Raw genomic sequence first — 21,026 nt, 5'->3', positions numbered from 1 at the left:
ATATGAGTATTAAACGAAATAATCCAAAGCCACGCCTAGCAGACAGTGTTGAGTTTGGTGGCCTTGTGTACTTATCTGGCCAAGTTCCTAGCGATTTAACGGGTGACATTACACAACAGACTCAAGACGTTCTTGATAAAATTGATGCATTATTAGCAGCAAGTCAAAGCGATAAAACGTGCATTTTATCCGCTCAAGTTTGGATTAAAAATATGCATCGGGACTTTGCTGCATTTAATGCGGTTTGGGAAAGCTGGATGCCTGTTGAGCACAGCCCAGCACGTGCAGCTGTTGAAGCGAATATGGCGCGGGAACAAGTACTTGTAGAAATCATGGTGACTGCTGTACAACGATAACATCAGATATCATTAAAGACAGGGCGATAAACTGGCCGCCCTATCTTAAACTTTAACTTATTGATTTACCGCCGATAAATGATTTTTTATTTGTTTATCGTTCTGGCCTTTCACACCATTTTTGTATGCGACAATGTCTGCCATTATCGCTAACGCAATTTCAGGCGGCGTTTTGCTACCAATTGGAATACCAATAGGCGCGTGAATACGGTCGATTTCCGCCAATGACATTCCGCCAGCGCCCAATAACCGTTCACGTCGACGTGCACTTGTGCGGCTTGACCCCATTGCACCAATATAAAACGCAGGGGTATTCACAGCCTCCATCAATGTTAGGTCATCAATACGAGGATCATGTGTTAAAGAAACAATGGCCGTATTTGGCGTACAACTTTGGGACTCTAAATAACGGGCAGGAAATAATTTAATCACCTCAAACTGGCTAGAAAGCTGCCCAGAAAAACGCCCTAATTCATCCTCACGGTGCTCGCAAATGATCACTTCGAACCCCAATGTTGCCGCAAAACTTGCACAATAAATCCCAACATTCGAGATCCCTGCAATAATTAACCGTGGTGGTGCGGCAATATAAAATTGAATGTCATCACCAACACGCTCTATTTGGGTTGGAATCTGTTGATTATTGGCTGTACTAATTTCACCGCGTTGGGGCAAGATGATTTTTTTATTAATTGCGGTATATCCTAATAGTGCTTGATGTATTTCAGTGAGATAACTAACACTTTCGTCACTCTTAGGTAAATATTCAATTAAAACATCTAAACTACCATCACAAGGCAAATTCACTTTCGCCTCTAATCCACCGCGACCATAGCGAACAATTTGACTACCATTTAGGTATTTCGCATCTTGAATACGCTGAATAAAATCTTCCTCAATACAACCACCTGACAAAGAACCAACATACTGGCCATCCGCTTTTGCGACAAGGAGCGACCCTGGGCTGCGAGGAGAAGAACCATACGTACTCAGCACAGTACACAACCAAATGGGCTCTTCTTTTATCCAAGAAAGGGCTTGAGAGATAACAAAAACATCTTCACGCAGCATACTTGCTCCTATTCATTATCAACTATTGGATAATCAATATCTTTAATAACACTTTCATCATTTATCTCTAATTCATAAACAAAATTGTGACGTAATATTGATTTTGCCCCATCATCCCCTGCTAATTTAATTAATTCTGAATAATACTTTGCAGATATTCCCACTGGATGACCAGGCAATCCACCATATACAGGTCTAACGAGCGAATGGTGATTGAGGTTATTGGCAACACAGAGGAGTAGACTGCTACTTATATAAGGCATATCCGCTAATTGAATTAACCAACCATCTAAATAAGATGTATTTTTAATGCCCAACGCTATAGATTCGCCTAATCCATCACTATCCAACAATGAGAATGGAATATTATATTGTAAGCAACTGTGAATAACCCCCTCATTATCAGGCCTGGTTACAACATGAACAGCAAGCTTGCTATCCATTGAATTTAAAAGTGTTTTTTCAAAAACAGTTTGTTCACCTAATAGAAGATTCAATTTACTGCCTTTTCCACCTGCATTTTTAAAACGCTGGCTGCGACCAGCTGCTAATATTAATATGCCAATATTCATAATTGTAATTATTCAGACGTATATTTATTTATGCTCTAATAAATAAGGGATATTCAATAAGATAACAAGTTATTGTTAATAGTAGCTTGCCAACCATTCACAATTAGACAATATTTGAATCAGTATGTAATAATTTTCAGAGTAATGATAAATAAAACAATATAGATGTAATATAATAAGTGTAAGGGTTTATTATGAGCAAAAGCAATGTCGAACTCTCCCGCAGACACTTTCTAAAATGTGCCGTTGTTGCTGGAATTTCAGTGTATCTCGCCCCTTTATATAGCCGCGCTTTTGATGTGCTATTTGAGGAAAAAATTCTTCAGTCCCCAGACTGGAACCCCGTTGATAAGCGAATAAAATTTCGTATTGATGCCTTTTCTAAAGTGCAAGGTGAAAAAGTTTTCGCCAGAGACATCCGAGCACGGGATATTCCCCACTGGCCAAAACAACAAGGCCACGCATTTTTACTCAGAGTGACCCAAGCGGACAAAATTTACCAAGGTTTTAACCTCGATAGGCTCAGCGATGGCTTGATGCCAGACCGCATTGTGACGGCAAGTGACTTAGAAAAAGACGGTGTTGCTTTCCCTGAGTTTTACGGAGAAGACTTGCTTCTTCCCGAAGGGAAAACCCCTGCCTATTTAGGCCAAGCTGTGGCACTGCTCATTTACCATGACTTTGCAAAATTCCGCTTTGCCAAAGAAACGCTTAAATTCCACGATGATATTATTCAATATGGTGCATTTACAGGGCCATTAGAACGTGACCCTTGGGGCACCTATCGTGGAGTACGTATTGGAAGTGAAAACCCTTACGACCCAGATATTTATTCCAGTATGAAAGACATGCCGATATCACCCATTGGGATGAAAAAACATCTTCCCGTATGGCCTGAAGGCCGTGAAGGTGGAAAACTGGATGAAGAAGGTATGTTTTTTGCCGATGCGCTAGCCAAACAATTGGAAAATCCCCCTGAAGACTGGTTAGTCATTAAACGCAAATATTCAACTCAATCCATTGATACCGCTGCATTAGAGCCTGATAATGCCAATGGTTGGTATGATGCAAAAACGCAATCATTCCACCTTGTGATCCCAACTCAGTCACCACAAGAAGTGGCGGCATCGTTGCCTGAAATGCTGGCTAAATCAACGTTCCCAATTAAGCAAATATTCCTACATCCTTGTTTTACAGTAGGTTATGGTTCAAAAGACCACGCCCCATTCCCTTATTATGGCGCCATGGCAACACTATATGGCGATGGCGTACCTATTCGTCTAGCTAATGACCGCTATGAGCAATTCCAATCCAGTATCAAGCGCCACGCTTTCGACATGGATTACACATTAGCCGTCAACAAGAAAACACATAAAATTGAAGCTCTCAGCGCCTCATTTATTGGTGATGGCGGTGGACGCTGTAACTTTACACCATCCGTTGTGATGGTTGGTGCCACGGGAGCACAGGCGATTTATTATATTCCTCGTAGTGACCTTTCTGCAGTTGGCATTGCATCACGAGCGGTCGATGCTGGCTCTGCTCGAGGTTACGGCACACTGCAAGCCATGGCTGCTACCGATATGTTAATGGAGGAAGCTGCGAAGCTGCTCAAGGCTGACCCCATTGAATTTCGCCTAAACAATCTAATCAAATCAGGGATGAAAAATACCCAAGGGGCAATCCCAGGCGGCGCGATCCGTGCCGATGAAGTATTAACGCGCTGCGCAGCTCACCCGATGTGGACCGAAAGGGCCAAACGCAAAGCCGATTACGAAGCCAAAAATAGTGGGAAATTTTTTGGTACAGGGATTTCCTGTGTGCAAAAAGACTTTGGGACAGGCGCGGAATCGTCATTTGCTCGTGTAGAGCTAACGCGAGAAGGCAAAATTGCCATCTACCATAGTGGGGCTGAAATGGGAACGGGCATGTCTACCTCTCAAGCCGTTGTATGCGCAAAATGGCTTGGAAAACCCGCTGAACTTGCTCACTTTTCTGTAGCTGACTGGTCGATTTTGCCTATGATATCAACGGGTAACCCGTTTGCCATGGCACAGGAAGAACAAGACCGCTTAGCGCAAAACCCACTCTGGACGCCAAATTATTGCTCACCGTCAAGTGCCAGTAATTCCGCATACTACTTTACCCACAGTACAGAAGAAGCGGCTCGACTCGTGTTCGAACATGGACTGTGGCCAGCTGCAATGTCAATTTGGCAAGAGGGCATTGGCGGAGGGCAAGCCGCACCATTAGTTGTACGCCGCGAAGATGCACGCTGGGTTGCTGAAGGGCTAACTGCCGATGGATTAGAGGTGTTAAGTTTACAGCGATTAATCGATCGCACCTTTGAAATGGGGGGTGTGACAGGTGCAGTTAGCCACGTATTTAACCGCTGGCAATGGGCTGAAGCCGATTTTAGCATTCAAGGCGAAATGCGCCGCTTACCCGTCGATGGGCTCGCGTTGCGTTTTGCTGAAAAGGATTACCAAGTCTGTCATCGTGAAAAAGCCTATTACCCTGATACGCAAAGAAATAACGCAGGTGTAACCTACTACAGTGCAGTAGCGACTGTCACAGAATTGTCCATTGATAAAGCCACGGGGCAAGTTGAATTACTTGACCATCACACCGTTGTGGAATGCGGTAATTTAATCGTTCCACAACTGGTTTCAGGGCAAATCCAAGGTGGTCTCGCAATGGGTATCGGTCATGCCCTCCATGAATATTTACCTCTGTATGAAGACGGCCCTGGTAATGGAACATGGAACTTCAATCGTTACCATCTTCCACTCGCCAGTGACGTTGCAGTTTGGCAGCAGACCAGTGAAATCCTACCAGGACTCTCAGAAACCGATCCCCCAAAAGGGGTTGCTGAGGTAGTGATGATCCCTGTGGTTTCATCTATCGTCAATGCTATCGCCGATGCAACTGGCCACCATTTCTTGCACCTCCCTGTGCGAGCTAAAGACATTCAAGAGGTATTATCATGAGCTTAAATTTCCTTCCGCTGACATTAACCATTAATGGTCAATCTTATGGGCCAATGGATGTACCTGAAGGCCTCATGATGATTGATTTCCTTCATGAATATGTTGATTTAACGGGTTCACGTCTAGGTTGTGGTCAAGGTATTTGCCACGCCTGCGTGGTGATCTTAGACCACCCTTCAGGTACCAGTGAAGAGATCCGCACCTGCATCACAGGCGCTCACTTTTTTAACAACAAAAGCATTCGTACCATTGAGGGGGCTGCAACTAAAGCGGAAAATGGGGATGTGAAATTATCCCCTGTGCAACAAGCTTTTATTGAGCATTTTAGCTTCCAGTGTGGCTATTGCACTCCTGGTTTTGTCAATGCAGCAACCGTTTTTATTGAGGAACTTCAACGTAACCCAATTAAAGAGGAAGAATTAGAGGAAGCCATTAAGCAGGCTCTGAACAACCATATTTGCCGTTGTACAGGCTACGTTCGTTATTATGATGCGGTGCGAGAAGTTGTTCTTGCCACTCCTGGGCTTATCAAGGAGGCAATCAAATGATCAAAAAAATCATTTTATGGCTGATTGCGATAATTATCGTCGTTTGGGCTGTACTTTACTGGTATGAAAGCCGTACATTGGATGGTCCCGCTCAAAAAGTGACCTCAACTCCCCAAGAAATTGAACGAGGTCGCTACCTGACTCTCGCTAGCGACTGCGCAGCTTGCCATACCAGCACTAACGGCGCACCACTTGCGGGCGGATTTCCCCTTGATACGCCTTTTGGTACCATCTATAGCAGCAACTTGACCCCTTCTGCAGATTTTGGGATTGGCCGCTGGACAAAAGATCAGTTTTATAAGGCGCTTACTCAAGGGATCTCACCGCCGAGTAAACACCTTTACCCTGCGATGCCATATACCTCCTACAAAGGTATAACCCGAGAAGACTCCGATGCAATTTACAGCTACTTGATGAGCCGCCCAGCAGTGGATGTTGCACCACCCGAAAACTCATTGCCTTTCCCTCTAAATCAGCGCATGGCAATGATTGGTTGGAACCTGCTATTTTTTAACGATAAACCGCTTCCAGACAGCTCTCAAGGCAGCTCTCCTGAATGGCAACGTGGAAAATATTTAGTTAACGTATTGGAACATTGCTCTGAATGCCACACGCCAAGGGGAGCTTTAGGTGAAATGGATTTGGACAACTATATGAAAGGTGGTGCATTAGGGCGCTTTATCGCACCTGACATTACGCCAGAGGCGCTCGCTGCACGTGGCTGGACAAAACAGGATTTACAGCAATTTTTCATGACGGGTATCGCCCCACAAGGTTCAGCCTATAGTGATATGCACCCTGTGATTTACCTGAGTTCACAGCATTTAACTCCTGAAGATAATAGCGCAATCGCCACTTATCTGATGGGCGACAACCCACCGACCACATTGCCACTAAAAATGGGCGAAGGTAACCCACAAGGCCGACAAGTGTATTTAGAAACTTGTTCCGGCTGCCACGCTTACGATGGTGGCGGTAAACCGAATGTGGCCGTTGCGATGAAAGGCAATTCAACATTACGTGATGTAGACAGTACCAATCTGATTAATGCTATTTTGGATGGTTTACCAGAACAACAATTTCCGAATAACCAAAGCCTACAAAGCATGCCAGGTTTTGCGAATAAGCTGAGCGACCAACAAATCAGCGAATTAGTCAATTTTCTACGTGTTGAATGGGGTGGTCAACCTGCTGATGTAACGCCAGAACACGTTAAAGCCTTACGTCAATAACCTAAAAAAGCCAGACTAACAAAATGAACCGGTCAGTCTGGCTTCTCATTAAAATTAATAACAATCAAAAAATAGAATCGTTATATATTTAATTATATATTGAATTTATTTAAAAATAATCAAAATGATTTTACCCCATTAACTCAACATGAATTTTAGGCAGTGATTTTTGTTAAAATTGTCCAATTAAGATTACTCCACCAAGATTATTCACTTTCTTGTATAAAACCCTTTACTCATTTCCCATAACCCTTTATAGATACCCATACTATTTATGTAACTTATTGAGTAATCACATATTAACCATCTAAATGTGATTTGATTTATTCGTCATAAAATAATCTTATATTTAATTATACAAATACATTATTTATTACTACCTCTAATGCAAATCCCCCTAATAATAAAATTTGGGAGTACATAATGACGGGACATATTTCTAGGCGTAATTTTATTAAATTAGGTACCATCGCAGGGATTACCGTCATGGTAGGTAAACTCCCTTTTGCCCTTGCGGTTGAATTGGATTCAGATTCACCGAAAACCGACTGGATTGGGCAAAATGGTAAAGCGCGTTTTCGTTGGGATGGCGTTGAAAAAGTCACGGGGAGAAAAAACTTCGCCCGTGATTACCGCGCCAAAGATATTCCAGGCTGGCCAAAAAAACAAAGTTATGCCTTTATGTTAAAAGCCACCAATGCGGATAAAATATTTGAAGGTATTGATATTTCAATGCTAGGGCCAAACTTACAGCCTGATAAAGTCATCTTACAAGAAGACCTCATCCGTGATGGCCTGAATATCCCCCAAGATACAGGGATGGGCAAAGGTTTTTACGGTACCAATGTGCTAGTTCCGTTAGGGGAAACAGCACCAATTATTGGCCACCCAGTTGCCATTTTGATTTACCAAGACTTTGATAAATACAGTGCAGCGCAGCGTATGTTGCGCTTTGCAACGAATACAGTGAAATATGGCGCCGTTACAGGCCCTAAACCACCTGCAAACTATGGGGCGGCCCGCTATGTACGAATTGGTGGGGAAACGCCGCTTTCCCCATCAATTTTCTCCCCTTACCAGGATTCTGGGATTAAAGGCGGTTTTGATGGCAATACACCTGTTTGGCCTCCTTATGACCCTAAACATGCCATCACCGTTCCCCCTGTTATTCGCAAAGATCGTGGTGGAGGCTTTATTCAAGCCCTTCATCAAGCAGAACAACGGCCTGATAAGCAAGAAAGAGCCATGGATTACGCACGGGAAATTGAGCAAGAAATTGCCGCAGCACGCCAAAACCCAGACAAATTTGTGCTTGAACGCCACGGTTTTTCGCAATCCATCGACCCTTGCGCCATGGAGCCTGATAACTGCAACACATGGTATGATGCCAAAACCAAAACTCTGCATATTTTGACGGCGACACAATCTCCCGCAGGTGTCGTCAATGCAGCGGCAGAATTATCGAAAAATAACAAACACTTTTCTGTTGAAAACATTGTTTTATTAACAGGCTCAACGGTGGGCTATGGTTCGAAAGATTATTCGGTTTTTCCATTCTATGCCTTAGTTGCCAGTTTTTACGCAGATGGCCTGCCTGTGCGCATGGCTAATGACCGTTATGAACAGTTCCAAATGGGGATGAAGCGCCATTCGATTGAAATGGACGTGACCATTATCGGCGATAAAAAAACGGGGAAATTTGATGTTTTAAAAGGCACATATAACTGCAATGGCGGAGGGCGTGAAAACTTATCCGTTGCGGTTTCTCATGTTGCGGTACGGGGTGCACAATCTATTTATTATTTCCCAAAATCTGATTTAACCGCGCTCGCCATGGCAACGCCTGCGGTTGAAGCTGGTTCAATGCGAGGTTTTGGGTCGCTGCAATCCATGGCAGTAACTGAATTGATGGTAGATGAAATAGCGCATAACCTGAATATCGACCCAATAGAGTTACGCCGTCGTAACGCCATTTTAGAAGGTTATCCGAATACCCAAGGTGGCGTAATCGCAGGAGACCCACGCAATGTGGAAATGCTGAACTTGGCAGAAAAGCATCCGATTTGGCAAGATCGTGAGAAAAACAAAACCGAATATGATGCCAAAAACCCTGGTAAGCTGTACGGTGTTGGCTTTGCTCAAGTTCAACAAGTGTATGGTTCTAGCGGCGTACCTACCATCCTTTCCCTTGAATTTGATGCCGACGGTAAACTGACCATGCGCCACTGCATGCAAGAAATCGGCACAGGGGGAACGACTGCTCAACAAGTGATGGTATGGCAAGCTCTCAGTAAAGCTCCTGATGTAGTGGAGTTTGGCGTCACCGAATTTGCTGAATTACCGTTAAAAACCAGCTGGGCAGATCAGAAAAAACAAGACGAACTTGCCAAAAGCGACCCGTATTGGACACCTGCGTTAATCCCTGATATGAGCTCATCCAGTGGAGTCTACTATATCGGTTTTGGCACACGCCAAGCGGGTCACTTCTTACTGGAAAATACCTTATGGCCTGCGGCAAAAAGCATTTGGAGCGAAGGCCCTGGAGGCGGTGCATTTAACGGTCTAAATGTTGAGTTTTCAGATATTCGAGTGGGGCCCGATGGCATTGGAGGTGGTGGTATGAAGCCCATCCCTTTCAATATTTTAGCCAAGCGTGCCCATAAAATGGGACTAATCACGGGGATTGCAGTACATGGTTATTCCAGCTGGCAATGGGCTCGTGCAGACTTTGATATCCCAACAGTGGGGCTAAAAAACCTGCCTCTTGATGCCATATCCATTCGCTACGGTGATGGTGCGCCAAATGAATTGAAGAAACAAATGACAACGGGCGGTTACCACTTTATTAAACGTAAAATGGCGTACTACCCACCAACTCAGAGGGCGAAAGCAGACCCAACAACGGTCACTCCCGCGTGTTGCTTAGTCGAGCTCAACGTCAACACCATGACGGGGGAAGTGGATGTAATGCGCCATCATATGATTATGGACCCCGGTACCATGATAGTCCCTGAGCTGGTTTCTGGGCAAATTCAAGGTGGTACGGCAATGGGCATCGGGCATGCATTGATGGAAGAACTGCCACTGTATGAAGATGGCCCAGGTAACGGAACGTGGAACTTTAACCGTTATGTTTTACCTCGTGCAAAAGACGTGGCAGTTTGGCAGCAAACTATCGATTATTTGCCACCACTGTCTGAAACTTCGCCGCCAAAAGGCATGGCAGAACTGGGGATGATCCCTATCTTGCCTGCCACCAGCAACGCACTCACTCACGCGACGGGGAAACGTTTTTATGAATTCCCAATTACGGTAGATAAAATTAAAAAGGCCCTCTCATGAATATCACCAATGCCGTTCCGATTATTGAGCGCAAGCCATTAACTCTGACTATCAATGGTCAAAAAATTGGCCCTATTGACGTCCCTGTTGGGATGCCAATGATTGAATTTCTTCATGAATACCTCGACCTAACGGGGACTCACTTTGGTTGCGGGCAAGGAATTTGCCACGCTTGCACCATCATGGAAATTCAGCCCGATGGCACCACCGTTGAAAGCCGTACCTGTATTTTTGGCGCGCACTATTTTAATAACAAAAACATTGTCACTATCGAAGGGCAAGCAAAGCTGGATGAGCAAGGTAAAGTGGTTGAATTAACCCCGATCCAACAAGCCTTTATCGAAAACTTTTCGTTCCAATGCGGCTACTGTGCCCCAGGTTTTGTGACAGGCGCTACCGTATTCCTCGATAAGCTCAAGAAAAATCCAGTTAAACGGGCTGACCTTGAACAGGCCATTGAAGAGGCGCTAAATGAACATATTTGCCGCTGCACTGGGTATGTGCGTTACTACGAAGCTGTGAGAAAAGTCGCCCTCGACACTCCTGGCTGCGTAATTGATTAGGGAGAACGACGATGACTAACTCTCGTTCCATACGTAAAACGCTCTATATCATCATTGTACTATTTGCTGCACTGATGCTTTCAATCCTGTTTGGTGCATTTCGTACCTCCAGCATTGGCCCTGACTTAGACAAACCACTCACCTCGGAAGAAGTCGCAAGGTTAATACCTCGCGGGCAAGAACTGGCTATTGCAGGGGATTGTTTTGGTTGCCACTCTTTACCTGAGGGGCCTCTAGCCGCTGGTGGACGGGCTATCGGGACACCTTTTGGTACCATTTATTCCACCAATATCACTCCTGATAAACAATTTGGTATTGGTAACTATACCCGTGCCGATTTTCATCGTGCGCTTAAAGATGGCATTGGCAAAGAGAGGGGTAACCTCTACCCTGCCATGCCGTTTGTTTTCACGCATATGACTACTTCAGAAGATATTGATGCGTTGTATGCCTATGTGATGACCTTGCCGCCAATGGCCGTGCCCAACAAAGAGAATACAGGCGTATTTGTTTTACCTGTTCGCCCGTTTATGAACTTTTGGACGCTGCTTAATTTCCCGAAACAAAATGCGCCACATGACCCACAGCGCTCTGAGCAATGGAACCGAGGTGCATATATCGTGGAGGGTCTTGCCCACTGCGGTGCCTGCCATTCACCACGTAACCTGATGATGGGCGTCGAATTTTCTCGCTCATTACAAGGGGGGGAAGAAGCGGGTCTGGCAATTCCAGATATCACTGCACAAGCGTTATCTAAACATGGCTATGACACTGCGTCTTTGAGCCAGTTTTTACTGACAGGTAATGCCCCTCAAGGCTCAGCATTTGCCGATATGAGCACCGTGACACATTTTTCCACAAGCCAAATGAAGAAAAGCGATGTCGACGACATGGCGATTTATTTGATGACGGATAAACAAGGAAAGGTGTTAGGCGCCAAAGCACCACCCGCGCCATTACCTGAAGCCAATGCTCAACCTACCGCGGATATTGGCGCAACAATGGAAACGGGTCGCTTGATGTATATGTCCACTTGTGCGGGTTGCCACGGCATTACAGGTGAAGGCGTACCGAATGGTATTCCGGCTTTAAAAGGCAATGCTATTTTAGCGATGGACAGCCCTGAAACTTTTATTAGCGTAGTATTAACGGGTATTCCTACCACCACATTCCCTAATGGGCAACGCATGTACGCCATGCCAAGTTTTGCCGACGATTTGGACCCTCAAGAAATCGCTGATTTGCTTTCATGGGCACGCGCCGAATGGGGTGGTCAAGGCAAGCCCGTTACCGCCGAACAAGTTGAAAAGCTGAAAAAATCGATGCAATAACAAAAAACGCCTCTTAAATTAAGGGGCGTTTTTTCACCTGCTCAACGTCGTTAAACTTATTTTCGCACACAAACAAGTAATGCCCACACATTTCAGACTCTTTATCACCAAACTCAAGTTGCCCTCTATCACTTTGGCGTAATACCATAGATAAATCCATGCGTAACACATTTGCCTACTCTCATTTGATGGGATCTGTGGTATTTTATACCCTTTAGTGAACGTTAAACACGCTCACAGAACTTCGTTAACTCAATACGCTAGAACAGACAACACTATGACTGATAAGCAAAGCTTCGAATCCCACACACCAATGATGCAGCAGTATTTAAAACTAAAAGCACAACATTCAGACATACTGCTGTTTTATCGTATGGGGGACTTTTACGAACTGTTCTTTGATGATGCTAAAAAAGCCTCACAATTACTGGATATCTCCCTAACAAAACGCGGGCAATCTGCGGGTCAACCCATTCCGATGGCGGGTGTACCACACCATGCTGCCGAAGGTTACCTCGCCAAACTGGTGCAAATGGGCGAATCTGTCGCGATTTGCGAACAAATTGGCGACCCAGCGACCAGTAAAGGCCCCGTTGAGCGCCAAGTGGTACGCATTGTCACACCAGGCACCATCACCGATGAAGCATTATTAAATGAACGCCAAGACAATCTACTCGCCGCAGTATGGCAAGATGCTCAAGGCTACGGCTTTGCCACACTAGACATCACGTCAGGCCGCTTTATTATCAGCGAAATTTCTGATGAAGAAACCCTGCAAGCCGAGTTACAGCGTACGCGCCCTGCAGAGCTTTTGTACCCAGAAGATTTCGCCAGTATGTCCTTGATTGAACATAATAAAGGCTTACGTCGCCGTCCATTATGGGAATATGAACTGGATACGGCAAAACAACAGCTTGGATTGCAATTTGGCACCAAAGATTTAATCGGTTTTGGCGTAGAGAATGCCCATAAAGCCCTACGTGCTGCAGGTTGTTTGCTGCAGTATGTCAAAGATACCCAACGCACTTCGCTACCACATATCCGCAGTATTGTGATGGAAAAACAAAATGATAATGTCATTTTGGATGCGGCAACACGCCGTAATCTAGAAATCACCCAAAACCTTGCGGGTGGCACTGAAAATACACTCGCCTCTATTTTAGACATGTGCGTAACACCAATGGGTAGCCGCATGCTAAAACGCTGGTTACATACCCCACTGCGTAATATCCAAGTATTGAATAACCGCCAGCAAGCAATTAGCGCTTTGCAGGAACACGGTTTTGAATTACAACCGTTTTTACGCCAAATTGGTGACTTAGAACGCGTTCTTGCTCGCCTTGCACTGCGTTCTGCGCGACCACGTGATTTAACTCGTATGCGTTATGCATTCCAGCAATATAGCGATATACATCAAATTCTTAGCCAATCCAGTAGCCCGTATTTAAAAGAACTACAAAGCCGAATTGGGCAATTTGATGAACTACAAAGTTTATTGGAAACCGCAATTATCGATGCTCCCCCTGTATTAGTACGTGACGGTGGTGTGATTGCCCCTGGTTACAATAGCGAACTCGATGAATGGCGTGCTTTGGCCGATGGCGCGACAGATTACCTCGACCGATTAGAAATTCGCGAGCGCGAAAAATTAGGTATCGACACCTTAAAAGTTGGTTATAACGCGGTTCATGGTTATTATATCCAAGTCAGCCGCGGCCAAAGTCATCTCACGCCAATCCACTATGTACGTCGCCAAACCTTAAAAAATGCTGAGCGCTACATTATTCCTGAGCTCAAAGAGTATGAAGATAAGGTTCTAACCTCTAAAGGGAAAGCATTAGCCATCGAAAAAGCGCTATATGACGAACTGTTTGATATGCTACTTCCACACCTTGCTGCGTTACAAACCAGTGCAGAGGCATTATCAGAACTCGATGTCTTAGCCAACCTTGCTGAACGCGCAGAAACATTAGGTTATGCCTGCCCACAACTCACTGAAAAAGCAGGTATTCAGATTACAGAAGGCCGCCATCCAGTCGTTGAACAAGTATTAAGTGAGCCGTTTATTTCCAACCCGCTTTCATTATCTCCACAGCGCCGTTTGTTGATCATTACAGGGCCAAACATGGGCGGTAAAAGTACCTATATGCGTCAAACTGCGCTGATTACCTTGCTTGCCTATATCGGTAGCTTTGTGCCCGCTAGCAAAGCGGTTATTGGCCCAATTGATCGTATTTTTACTCGTGTAGGTGCCTCGGATGATCTTGCTTCTGGTCGTTCAACATTCATGGTGGAAATGACTGAAACAGCCAATATTTTGCATAATGCAACCGAACACAGCTTGGTCTTGATGGATGAGATCGGTCGTGGTACCTCAACGTATGACGGGCTTTCTCTTGCATGGGCTTGTGCTGAAAACTTAGTCAATAAAATCAAAGCAATGACATTGTTCGCAACCCATTATTTTGAACTGACAACCTTACCTGAAAAACTGGAAGGCGCCGTAAATATCCATCTTGATGCCATTGAGCACGGTGATACCATCGCCTTTATGCACAATGTTCAAGAAGGTGCAGCCAGTAAAAGCTATGGCCTTGCCGTTGCGTCGTTAGCAGGTGTGCCTAAAGAGGTGATTAAACGCGCCAAGCAAAAACTAAAAGAGCTAGAGATTATCTCGAATAATGCCAATGCGAGTCATGTCGATAGCGCACAACTGAGTTTCTTAACAACGGAAGAGGCGGAACCCTCTCCAGTGTTAACCACACTGGATGGCATTGACCCAGATAAGCTGACACCTCGCCAAGCCCTTGATTGGATTTATCGTTTAAAGGATATGAATAACTAACATGGATGAGTATGCGGTGTTACTCGCACCAATTCGGCAATTTTTACAGTGTGAAACCCCAGATGAATGGGTGCAAAAAGCGAGTCAGCCTGAAAACTTACCGATTATCCTTAAAGACCACTTATTGTGTGAGTTAAAAGCCGCGCAAAGTGCTCTATTTTTAATCCGTAAATATGCCGTGGATAAAGACAGTGCGGCTACGTTACTCGAATGGTTTAAACCCTATGAGGCTTTTGCTTACGATAGAATTGGTGATGTTCACACTTTAAGAAATAAAAACCAGATTTCCAAACAGATACTAGCGCGTAAACAATCACCTTATAGCCAAAATTTAATCGATAAAATGGTGCTGCTCATCAAGGAAGAGTTACATCATTTTTACCAAGTGTTGGAAATCATGCACGAGCGTAATATTCCTTATGATGGCATCACTGCAGGCCGTTATGCCAAAGGATTATTTAGCCATATCGATCCGCACGATCCAAAAACCTTAGTCGATAAGCTGATTATTGGTGCTTATATTGAAGCACGTTCTTGTGAACGGTTTGCAAAATTAGCGCCTTATTTAGATGAACAACTGGCTAATTTTTATATTTCATTATTACGCTCAGAAGCTCGACATTACCAAGACTATTTGCAGTTAGCTCAGTTAATTAGTAAACAAGATATTACTGAGCGTGTTAATTATTTTGGAATCATTGAAGCTGAATTAATTTCAACGCCTGATAATGATTTTAAATTTCATAGCGGTGTTCCCATTAATTAACGCTATGTCTAGTCATAAAAAAATCCCTATAAACTTTCACTTATAGGGATTCTTATTTATCTTTTATCTCATTAACACTCTACATATTGAATAGCGACTCTAATGTCAGTTCTTCGCCATGTAAAATATCTTTTAACCGTCTTAAACCTTCCACCTGAATCTGACGAACTCGTTCACGAGTGAGCCCAATTTCGCGCCCAACCTCTTCAAGAGTTTCTGCTTCATAACCTAAAAGCCCAAAACGACGTGCTAAAACCTCCCTTTGTTTTGGGTTCAATTCATATAACCACTTAACAATATTATCTTTTAAGTCGTTGTCTTGAATTGTATTTTCTGGGCCTGAATCATTATCATCAGACAATACCTCAAGCAAAGATTTCTCTGAGTCCCCTGCAATTGGAGTGTCAACAGATGTAATTCGTTCATTTAAACGCAACATACGGCTGACGTCTTCAACAGGTTTATCTAGCTGTTCAGCGATCTCTTCAGGGCTTGGCTCATGGTCCAATTTTTGGGCTAATTCACGTGCAGTACGAAGATAGATATTGAGTTCTTTTACGATATGAATAGGAAGGCGAATGGTGCGGGTTTGATTCATAATGGCGCGTTCAATCGTTTGACGGATCCACCACGTCGCATACGTCGAAAAACGGAATCCTTTTTCTGGATCAAATTTTTCAACAGCACGAATCAACCCAAGGTTACCCTCTTCAATCAGATCGAGTAAAGCAAGGCCTCGGTTATTATAACGGCGAGATATTTTCACAACTAAGCGAAGGTTACTTTCTATCATGCGCTGGCGTGAAGCTACATCGCCACGCAGTGCACGTCTAGCATAGAAAACTTCTTCTTCTGCTGTGAGGAGTGGTGAAAATCCAATTTCACTTAGATAGATTTGGGTAGCATCCAGAACACGTTGACTCGTGTTCTGGAGTAAATCCATTTCTTCATCCTGTTCAGAAACCAGATCTTCTTCTTTAAACTGACTCTCATCAAAAGCGTCGTCTAAATTGCTTTCGTCAAGGTCATTATATAACTCGTTAACTTTCAGCGAACTTTGGCTCATCAGTGACTCCTACCCTAGATAATGCGGACAGAATGTCAAAGCATTCTGCCCAGTTTATCGTTGCGGTAAATAACGCAACGGGTTTACTGATTTTCCCTTGTAACGAATTTCAAAGTGTAGTCTAACTGAACTTGTACCAGTACTACCCATAGTAGCTATTTTCTGACCTTCAGTTACATCCTGTTGATCGCGCACAAGCAACGTATCGTTGTGTGCGTAAGCACTCAAGTAGTCATCGTTATGTTTTATAATTATTAGATTTCCATATCCACGCAAAGCATTACCTGCGTAAACGACTTTTCCTGGCGCAGAAGCGAGCACAGATTGACCTCGGGAACCGGCAATATCCACCCCTTTGTTCCCGCCTTGGGCATCAGAGAAACCTTCAATCATTTTCCCTTCTGCTGGCCAACGCCATTTTATTGACGAATTATTTGTGCCACTTGCTGCTGTAGAAGCAGTTGATGCAGTAGTCGTATTCGTTGTTGTAGAAACTTGCGTTGCAGGTTTTCTATTATTCGGCAACATCTTACCCGAAGTTTGACCACCACTGTTTGCAGGATACTCATTAGTTGTTCGGAGATCAACTGGTTGCTGATGACTATTTGATGAATTTGACGCCAATTGCGTGCTCGAGTTCACATTTGTATTACCAATATTAATTACCTGACCGACATTTAAGCTGTATGGTTCAGGTATATTGTTTTTCGATGCTAACTCGCGGAAATCATTACCCGTTATATACGCGATATAAAATAACGTATCGCCACGCTGAACAGTATAACTATTCCCACTATAACTGCCTTTTGGAATACTGCCATAATCACGGTTATAAACAATACGACCATCGCTGCTTGTATTTACAGGCGTCGACGTACGGTTTATCGGCTGATTATTCGTATTACTCGATAAGTTTGGACGTGATGATGGCATTGCCGTACTCATCCCTGTGCTGTTTGACGCAGTAGATGTTGTCCTTTGAGCCACTGGCTGACGCGATTGGCTATCATTCACACTCGAAATAGGTGCTGCTGGATGATATGGCGTAGAACACCCTGCCAATAGCGCTCCGCTAAATGAAAAGATGACTGCCCATCGAATTCTGCTTATAGGGCTAACAATTTTCATGCTTCTTCTCCCGTGAAGAAAAATCTGACGCGACAATTCAGTTTTATGTCAGTAATAGAGTTACCATAAAATATTTCACTTATTAAAGCAGAAATACAAAATAGTGAACAAGTTAAATATATCAAAAAGATAACAATTTGAGATTATGACTTAATAGTTTAAGCCACTGATTCAATTTTAGATGGGTAAAATATCATATTTGGAATGGTTTTACTTCTATTTGAGTTAGTAAAACTTTTGCAATGGCATTTTATTTAACATCATTATAAAAAATCAATCCGTTTTATAATGCAGAAATACCATTGCAAATAAATTAAAGCAGTTCACCCGCAATAAGAGGCACAAAACGTACTTTTTCAATGACGTTTGCATGATAATCATTTCCCCGTCGAGTAATTAACTTCAGGGATTGCTCTTTATCCCCAACAGGTAATACCATTCGACCACCATCTTTTAATTGCCCTAACAACAGAGTCGGAATTTCTGTTGGTGCTGCTGTAACAATAATGGCATCAAATGGGCCTTTGGATTGCCACCCTTCCCAGCCGTCACCATGGCGAGTAGACACATTATGCAGATCCAGCTGTTTAAGCCGACGTTTAGCTGTCCATTGCAGGCTTTTAACACGCTCAACCGAGAACACATGGTGTGCAAGATGCGCCAATACCGCAGTTTGGTACCCCGAACCTGTACCGATTTCCAGCACATTATCATTCGGTGCTAACGACAATAACGCCGTCATTTTTGCCACAATATACGGCTGTGAAATAGTTTGCCCATGACCAATTGGTAACGGGATATTATCGTAGGCTTTATGTGAGAGCGCTTCGTCCACAAACCGTTCACGAGGAACCTGTGAAATAGCATCCAATAGGCGCTCATCGTGAATTCCCTGTTGGCGTAACTGTGCCAAAAGTTCTTTCATGAGCCCTGTTTTCATTTTACTGTCACTCCTGATTTTTCCAACCACTCTTCGACCAATGTGTGCGCTTTATACGCCGTTAAGTCAACTTGTAATGGCGTAATGGAAACATAACCATTTTGAACGGCTTCAAAGTCTGTCCCTGGCCCTGCATCGCGAATTTCCCCGACAGGCCCTAACCAGTACAGCATATTTCCTTTAGGGTCTTCAAGATTATACACTTCCGATGCCGCGTGGCGGCTACCACAACGCGTGACTTTGATACCCTTAATTTCTTCATAAGGGATATCAGGTACATTGATATTCAAGATATTTCCTGCTCGTAATGGGTTCTTTTGTAACATCGAGAGAATATCACAAGTCACTTTTGCCGCCGTTTCATAATGGATTTCACCATCTAGCGAAACGGCAATCGACGGCAACCCTAAATGACGGCCTTCTGTTGCTGCTGCCACCGTACCTGAATAAATCACGTCATCACCCAAATTAGGGCCACAGTTAATCCCCGATACCACGATATCAGGGCGCGGACGAACGACTTTATTCACGCCAATATAGACACAATCAGTCGGCGTTCCTTCTTGGACAGAAAGATCGCCGTTACTTAACGTTTGAATTTTTAGCGGTCTATCTAATGTAAGTGCATTAGACGCACCACTGCGATTACGATCAGGCGCAATTACTTGAACATGATAATATTGGCGTAGCGCTGCCGCAAGCGTTTGAATTCCTGGAGCATTTACACCATCGTCATTACTCAATAAAATCTTTAGCATCGACATTATCCTGCCCATTCTGATTAATAATTTCTCGTACCACGCTAGTAGCAAAACAACCTGAGTTCAAGAAAAACGCCAATTTTACTGTCGAATCATCTAACCATTGCCATGAAAAATTTTGCGGTTTAGCAATAATCGCACGCCTAACTGGAGAAACGCGTTCGCGTTGCATCAGTGGGATAACGGCTTGATATTCTGTTAAACATGCCGTTTCAAATGCCAGTGCGTCATCTTGTGTACCTAACTCACCATCTCCAGGTAAAGGTGCGGTGACACTCAACTCTGATGATAGCAAACGGCTTTGCAATGATGGAAGTTCTTCTTGTGTTGCCACAAACCAACTACCACGCCCCGTTAATTGCAAGGCATCACCTAGCAGCACTTGCTGCTGGATTCCTTGGGCAATTCGCTCGCTCGCCACATGATTAAACATCGCACTGCGTGCCGCAGACAAATAAAAACTGCGTTTATTGCGTTCGCGAACTTGAATTTCTTGGTTAGCCCAGCGCAAAGCTTGTGTTAAATTTTGTCCATCACGCCCAAAACGCTGCTCACCAAAGTAGTTTGGCACACCCGAAGTGGCGATTTTTTGCATACGCTGCTCAACATCATTGGCATTAGAAATATCACGCAGCGTGATTTCAAATTGATTTCCTTTCAGGGAACCAATACGTAATTTACGCTTTTGTCGCGTCACAGCAAGCACGCGGCAACCTTCTAATTGCCACGCTGAGAAATCAGGTGTGTCTTTGCCTGGCATTTGCAAACAAAACCACTGTTCGGTCACCGCATGTCTGTCTTTTAAACCTGCATAGCTAACAACACGGGCTGAAATTTTGGCAAATTTGGCAAGTTGCTCTGCCACAAACAGCGTATTACAGCCTGTTTTTTCCACGCGCACCATCACGTGCTCGCCTTCGCCATCTAACTCGAAGCCTAGATCTTCTTTAACAATAAAATCTTCAGGAATACTTTTTAATGTCCCTGAAGAAAGAGGTTTACCATGCAGGTACTGAACATTCATTGCTTTCATTACTATTATCTTTCACTAAAAGGACAACGGCGGCACACGCGATGCCTTCTTTACGACCCACAAAACCTAATTGCTCTGTTGTTGTCGCTTTTGCATTCACGTCATCCATATGACATTCTAAGTCTTCAGCAATATTCACACGCATTTGTGGAATATGAGGCAGCATTTTCGGGGCTTGCGCCATAATGGTGATATCGATATTACCAATACGATAGCCTTTAGCACGCACGTGGCAAAAGGCTTCCCTTAATAAAACACGGCTATCCGCCCCTTTAAATGCAGGGTCAGTATCGGGGAATAATTTTCCGATATCCCCCAATGCCGCAGCGCCTAAAATAGCGTCCGTTAACGCATGTAACACCACATCACCATCTGAATGAGCCAGCAAACCTTGCTCGTAGGGAATACGCACGCCGCCAATTACGATAGGGCCTTCGCCACCAAATTTGTGTACGTCAAAACCGTGTCCGATTCTCATTGTT

The 21,026-nt window shown here is 44.0% G+C and carries 18 protein-coding genes; 9 read left to right on the top strand and 9 right to left on the bottom strand.

Annotated features, from left to right (window positions below; translation table 11 throughout):
* Positions 1 to 2: 2 nt before the first annotated feature.
* The gene (locus tag ACE2AL_RS04795) at positions 3 to 356 is read left to right on the top strand and encodes a RidA family protein (RefSeq protein ID WP_206086844.1); all 354 of its coding nucleotides are present in this window, start codon (positions 3 to 5) and stop codon (positions 354 to 356) included.
* A 57-nt stretch (positions 357 to 413) separates the two neighbouring features.
* Here ACE2AL_RS04795 and ACE2AL_RS04790 read toward each other — a convergent pair whose 3' ends face one another.
* On the bottom strand, positions 414 to 1,427 hold the full coding sequence (locus ACE2AL_RS04790; protein ID WP_206086845.1) for an XdhC family protein: 1,014 nt from the start codon (positions 1,425 to 1,427) through the stop codon (positions 414 to 416).
* Between the two features lie 8 nt (positions 1,428 to 1,435).
* The gene (locus ACE2AL_RS04785; RefSeq protein WP_206086846.1) at positions 1,436 to 1,999 is read right to left on the bottom strand and encodes an NTP transferase domain-containing protein; all 564 of its coding nucleotides are present in this window, start codon (positions 1,997 to 1,999) and stop codon (positions 1,436 to 1,438) included.
* Positions 2,000 to 2,193: 194 nt separating this feature from the next.
* Between ACE2AL_RS04785 and ACE2AL_RS04780 the strand changes: the two genes are divergently transcribed.
* The 6 genes from ACE2AL_RS04780 to ACE2AL_RS04755 all read left to right on the top strand — a co-directional run bounded on the left by ACE2AL_RS04780 (position 2,194) and on the right by ACE2AL_RS04755 (position 12,005).
* Positions 2,194 to 4,989, top strand: a complete 2,796-nt coding sequence (locus ACE2AL_RS04780; protein ID WP_206086847.1) for a xanthine dehydrogenase family protein molybdopterin-binding subunit — start codon at positions 2,194 to 2,196, stop codon at positions 4,987 to 4,989.
* The gene (locus ACE2AL_RS04775) at positions 4,986 to 5,537 is read left to right on the top strand and encodes a (2Fe-2S)-binding protein (protein ID WP_206086848.1); all 552 of its coding nucleotides are present in this window, start codon (positions 4,986 to 4,988) and stop codon (positions 5,535 to 5,537) included. Before ACE2AL_RS04780 ends, ACE2AL_RS04775 begins: the two co-directional genes overlap by 4 nt.
* Positions 5,534 to 6,769, top strand: a complete 1,236-nt coding sequence (locus tag ACE2AL_RS04770; protein WP_206086849.1) for a cytochrome c — start codon at positions 5,534 to 5,536, stop codon at positions 6,767 to 6,769. Before ACE2AL_RS04775 ends, ACE2AL_RS04770 begins: the two co-directional genes overlap by 4 nt.
* Before the next feature lie 423 nt (positions 6,770 to 7,192).
* Entirely contained in the window at positions 7,193 to 10,111 is a 2,919-nt protein-coding gene (locus tag ACE2AL_RS04765; RefSeq protein ID WP_375084060.1) for a xanthine dehydrogenase family protein molybdopterin-binding subunit, read from the top strand.
* Positions 10,108 to 10,674 (top strand): (2Fe-2S)-binding protein, encoded by a 567-nt coding sequence (locus ACE2AL_RS04760; protein WP_375084058.1) that lies wholly within the window; start codon positions 10,108 to 10,110, stop codon positions 10,672 to 10,674. The genes ACE2AL_RS04765 and ACE2AL_RS04760 overlap by 4 nt, the downstream gene beginning before the upstream one ends.
* An 11-nt stretch (positions 10,675 to 10,685) precedes the next feature.
* Entirely contained in the window at positions 10,686 to 12,005 is a 1,320-nt protein-coding gene (locus tag ACE2AL_RS04755; RefSeq protein WP_375084056.1) for a cytochrome c, read from the top strand.
* A 13-nt stretch (positions 12,006 to 12,018) separates the two neighbouring features.
* On the opposite strand, the gene ACE2AL_RS04750 is transcribed toward ACE2AL_RS04755, so the two are convergent.
* Entirely contained in the window at positions 12,019 to 12,165 is a 147-nt protein-coding gene (locus ACE2AL_RS04750; RefSeq protein WP_206086852.1) for a hypothetical protein, read from the bottom strand.
* A 117-nt stretch (positions 12,166 to 12,282) separates the two neighbouring features.
* Between ACE2AL_RS04750 and mutS the strand changes: the two genes are divergently transcribed.
* Complete coding sequence (gene mutS / locus ACE2AL_RS04745; RefSeq protein ID WP_206086855.1) at positions 12,283 to 14,850, top strand: DNA mismatch repair protein MutS; 2,568 nt, start codon at positions 12,283 to 12,285, stop codon at positions 14,848 to 14,850.
* A 1-nt stretch (position 14,851) separates the two neighbouring features.
* Positions 14,852 to 15,616 (top strand): tRNA isopentenyl-2-thiomethyl-A-37 hydroxylase MiaE, encoded by a 765-nt coding sequence (gene miaE / locus ACE2AL_RS04740; protein ID WP_206086856.1) that lies wholly within the window; start codon positions 14,852 to 14,854, stop codon positions 15,614 to 15,616.
* A gap of 79 nt (positions 15,617 to 15,695) precedes the next feature.
* Here miaE and rpoS read toward each other — a convergent pair whose 3' ends face one another.
* From rpoS to ispF, 6 genes are all read right to left on the bottom strand, one after another.
* On the bottom strand, positions 15,696 to 16,682 hold the full coding sequence (rpoS, locus tag ACE2AL_RS04735) for an RNA polymerase sigma factor RpoS (RefSeq protein ID WP_206086857.1): 987 nt from the start codon (positions 16,680 to 16,682) through the stop codon (positions 15,696 to 15,698).
* Positions 16,683 to 16,736: 54 nt separating this feature from the next.
* Positions 16,737 to 17,810 carry a murein hydrolase activator NlpD gene (nlpD, locus tag ACE2AL_RS04730; RefSeq protein ID WP_206086858.1) on the bottom strand — a complete coding sequence of 358 codons (1,074 nt, stop codon included), beginning with the start codon at positions 17,808 to 17,810 and terminating at the stop codon, positions 16,737 to 16,739.
* A 313-nt stretch (positions 17,811 to 18,123) separates the two neighbouring features.
* Positions 18,124 to 18,750: a protein-L-isoaspartate(D-aspartate) O-methyltransferase gene (locus ACE2AL_RS04725; protein ID WP_206086859.1), complete on the bottom strand. Its 627-nt coding sequence runs from the start codon at positions 18,748 to 18,750 to the stop codon at positions 18,124 to 18,126.
* A complete protein-coding gene (surE, locus tag ACE2AL_RS04720; protein WP_272539506.1) occupies positions 18,747 to 19,508 on the bottom strand; it encodes a 5'/3'-nucleotidase SurE in 762 nt (253 codons plus the stop codon). The genes ACE2AL_RS04725 and surE overlap by 4 nt, the downstream gene beginning before the upstream one ends.
* Positions 19,486 to 20,544 carry a tRNA pseudouridine(13) synthase TruD gene (gene truD / locus ACE2AL_RS04715; RefSeq protein WP_206086861.1) on the bottom strand — a complete coding sequence of 353 codons (1,059 nt, stop codon included), beginning with the start codon at positions 20,542 to 20,544 and terminating at the stop codon, positions 19,486 to 19,488. Before truD ends, surE begins: the two co-directional genes overlap by 23 nt.
* Positions 20,510 to 21,022 (bottom strand): 2-C-methyl-D-erythritol 2,4-cyclodiphosphate synthase, encoded by a 513-nt coding sequence (gene ispF / locus ACE2AL_RS04710; RefSeq protein ID WP_206086862.1) that lies wholly within the window; start codon positions 21,020 to 21,022, stop codon positions 20,510 to 20,512. Before ispF ends, truD begins: the two co-directional genes overlap by 35 nt.
* Positions 21,023 to 21,026: the final 4 nt, after the last annotated feature.

Origin of the sequence: Providencia xihuensis, from assembly GCF_041953405.1 — a bacterium.
Taxonomy (GTDB): Bacteria; Pseudomonadota; Gammaproteobacteria; order Enterobacterales; family Enterobacteriaceae; genus Providencia; species Providencia vermicola.
The sequence above is the reverse complement of the archived record's forward strand: the minus strand, read 5'-3'. Positions and strand labels throughout refer to the sequence as shown.

Excerpts from the sequence above, each read along its gene's own strand:
- ACE2AL_RS04760 (WP_375084058.1), top strand. The coding sequence starts at position 10,108 with ATGAATATCACCAATGCCGTTCCGATTATTGAGCGCAAGCCATTAACT.
- ACE2AL_RS04750 (WP_206086852.1), bottom strand. The coding sequence starts at position 12,165 with ATGGATTTATCTATGGTATTACGCCAAAGTGATAGAGGGCAACTTGAG.
- ACE2AL_RS04770 (WP_206086849.1), top strand. The coding sequence starts at position 5,534 with ATGATCAAAAAAATCATTTTATGGCTGATTGCGATAATTATCGTCGTT.
- mutS (WP_206086855.1), top strand. The coding sequence starts at position 12,283 with ATGACTGATAAGCAAAGCTTCGAATCCCACACACCAATGATGCAGCAG.
- ACE2AL_RS04790 (WP_206086845.1), bottom strand. The coding sequence starts at position 1,427 with ATGCTGCGTGAAGATGTTTTTGTTATCTCTCAAGCCCTTTCTTGGATA.
- ACE2AL_RS04775 (WP_206086848.1), top strand. The coding sequence starts at position 4,986 with ATGAGCTTAAATTTCCTTCCGCTGACATTAACCATTAATGGTCAATCT.
- rpoS (WP_206086857.1), bottom strand. The coding sequence starts at position 16,682 with ATGAGCCAAAGTTCGCTGAAAGTTAACGAGTTATATAATGACCTTGAC.
- truD (WP_206086861.1), bottom strand. The coding sequence starts at position 20,544 with ATGAAAGCAATGAATGTTCAGTACCTGCATGGTAAACCTCTTTCTTCA.
- ACE2AL_RS04765 (WP_375084060.1), top strand. The coding sequence starts at position 7,193 with ATGACGGGACATATTTCTAGGCGTAATTTTATTAAATTAGGTACCATC.
- surE (WP_272539506.1), bottom strand. The coding sequence starts at position 19,508 with ATGCTAAAGATTTTATTGAGTAATGACGATGGTGTAAATGCTCCAGGA.
- ACE2AL_RS04725 (WP_206086859.1), bottom strand. The coding sequence starts at position 18,750 with ATGAAAACAGGGCTCATGAAAGAACTTTTGGCACAGTTACGCCAACAG.
- ACE2AL_RS04785 (WP_206086846.1), bottom strand. The coding sequence starts at position 1,999 with ATGAATATTGGCATATTAATATTAGCAGCTGGTCGCAGCCAGCGTTTT.
- nlpD (WP_206086858.1), bottom strand. The coding sequence starts at position 17,810 with ATGAAAATTGTTAGCCCTATAAGCAGAATTCGATGGGCAGTCATCTTT.
- ACE2AL_RS04795 (WP_206086844.1), top strand. The coding sequence starts at position 3 with ATGAGTATTAAACGAAATAATCCAAAGCCACGCCTAGCAGACAGTGTT.
- ACE2AL_RS04755 (WP_375084056.1), top strand. The coding sequence starts at position 10,686 with ATGACTAACTCTCGTTCCATACGTAAAACGCTCTATATCATCATTGTA.
- miaE (WP_206086856.1), top strand. The coding sequence starts at position 14,852 with ATGGATGAGTATGCGGTGTTACTCGCACCAATTCGGCAATTTTTACAG.
- ispF (WP_206086862.1), bottom strand. The coding sequence starts at position 21,022 with ATGAGAATCGGACACGGTTTTGACGTACACAAATTTGGTGGCGAAGGC.
- ACE2AL_RS04780 (WP_206086847.1), top strand. The coding sequence starts at position 2,194 with ATGAGCAAAAGCAATGTCGAACTCTCCCGCAGACACTTTCTAAAATGT.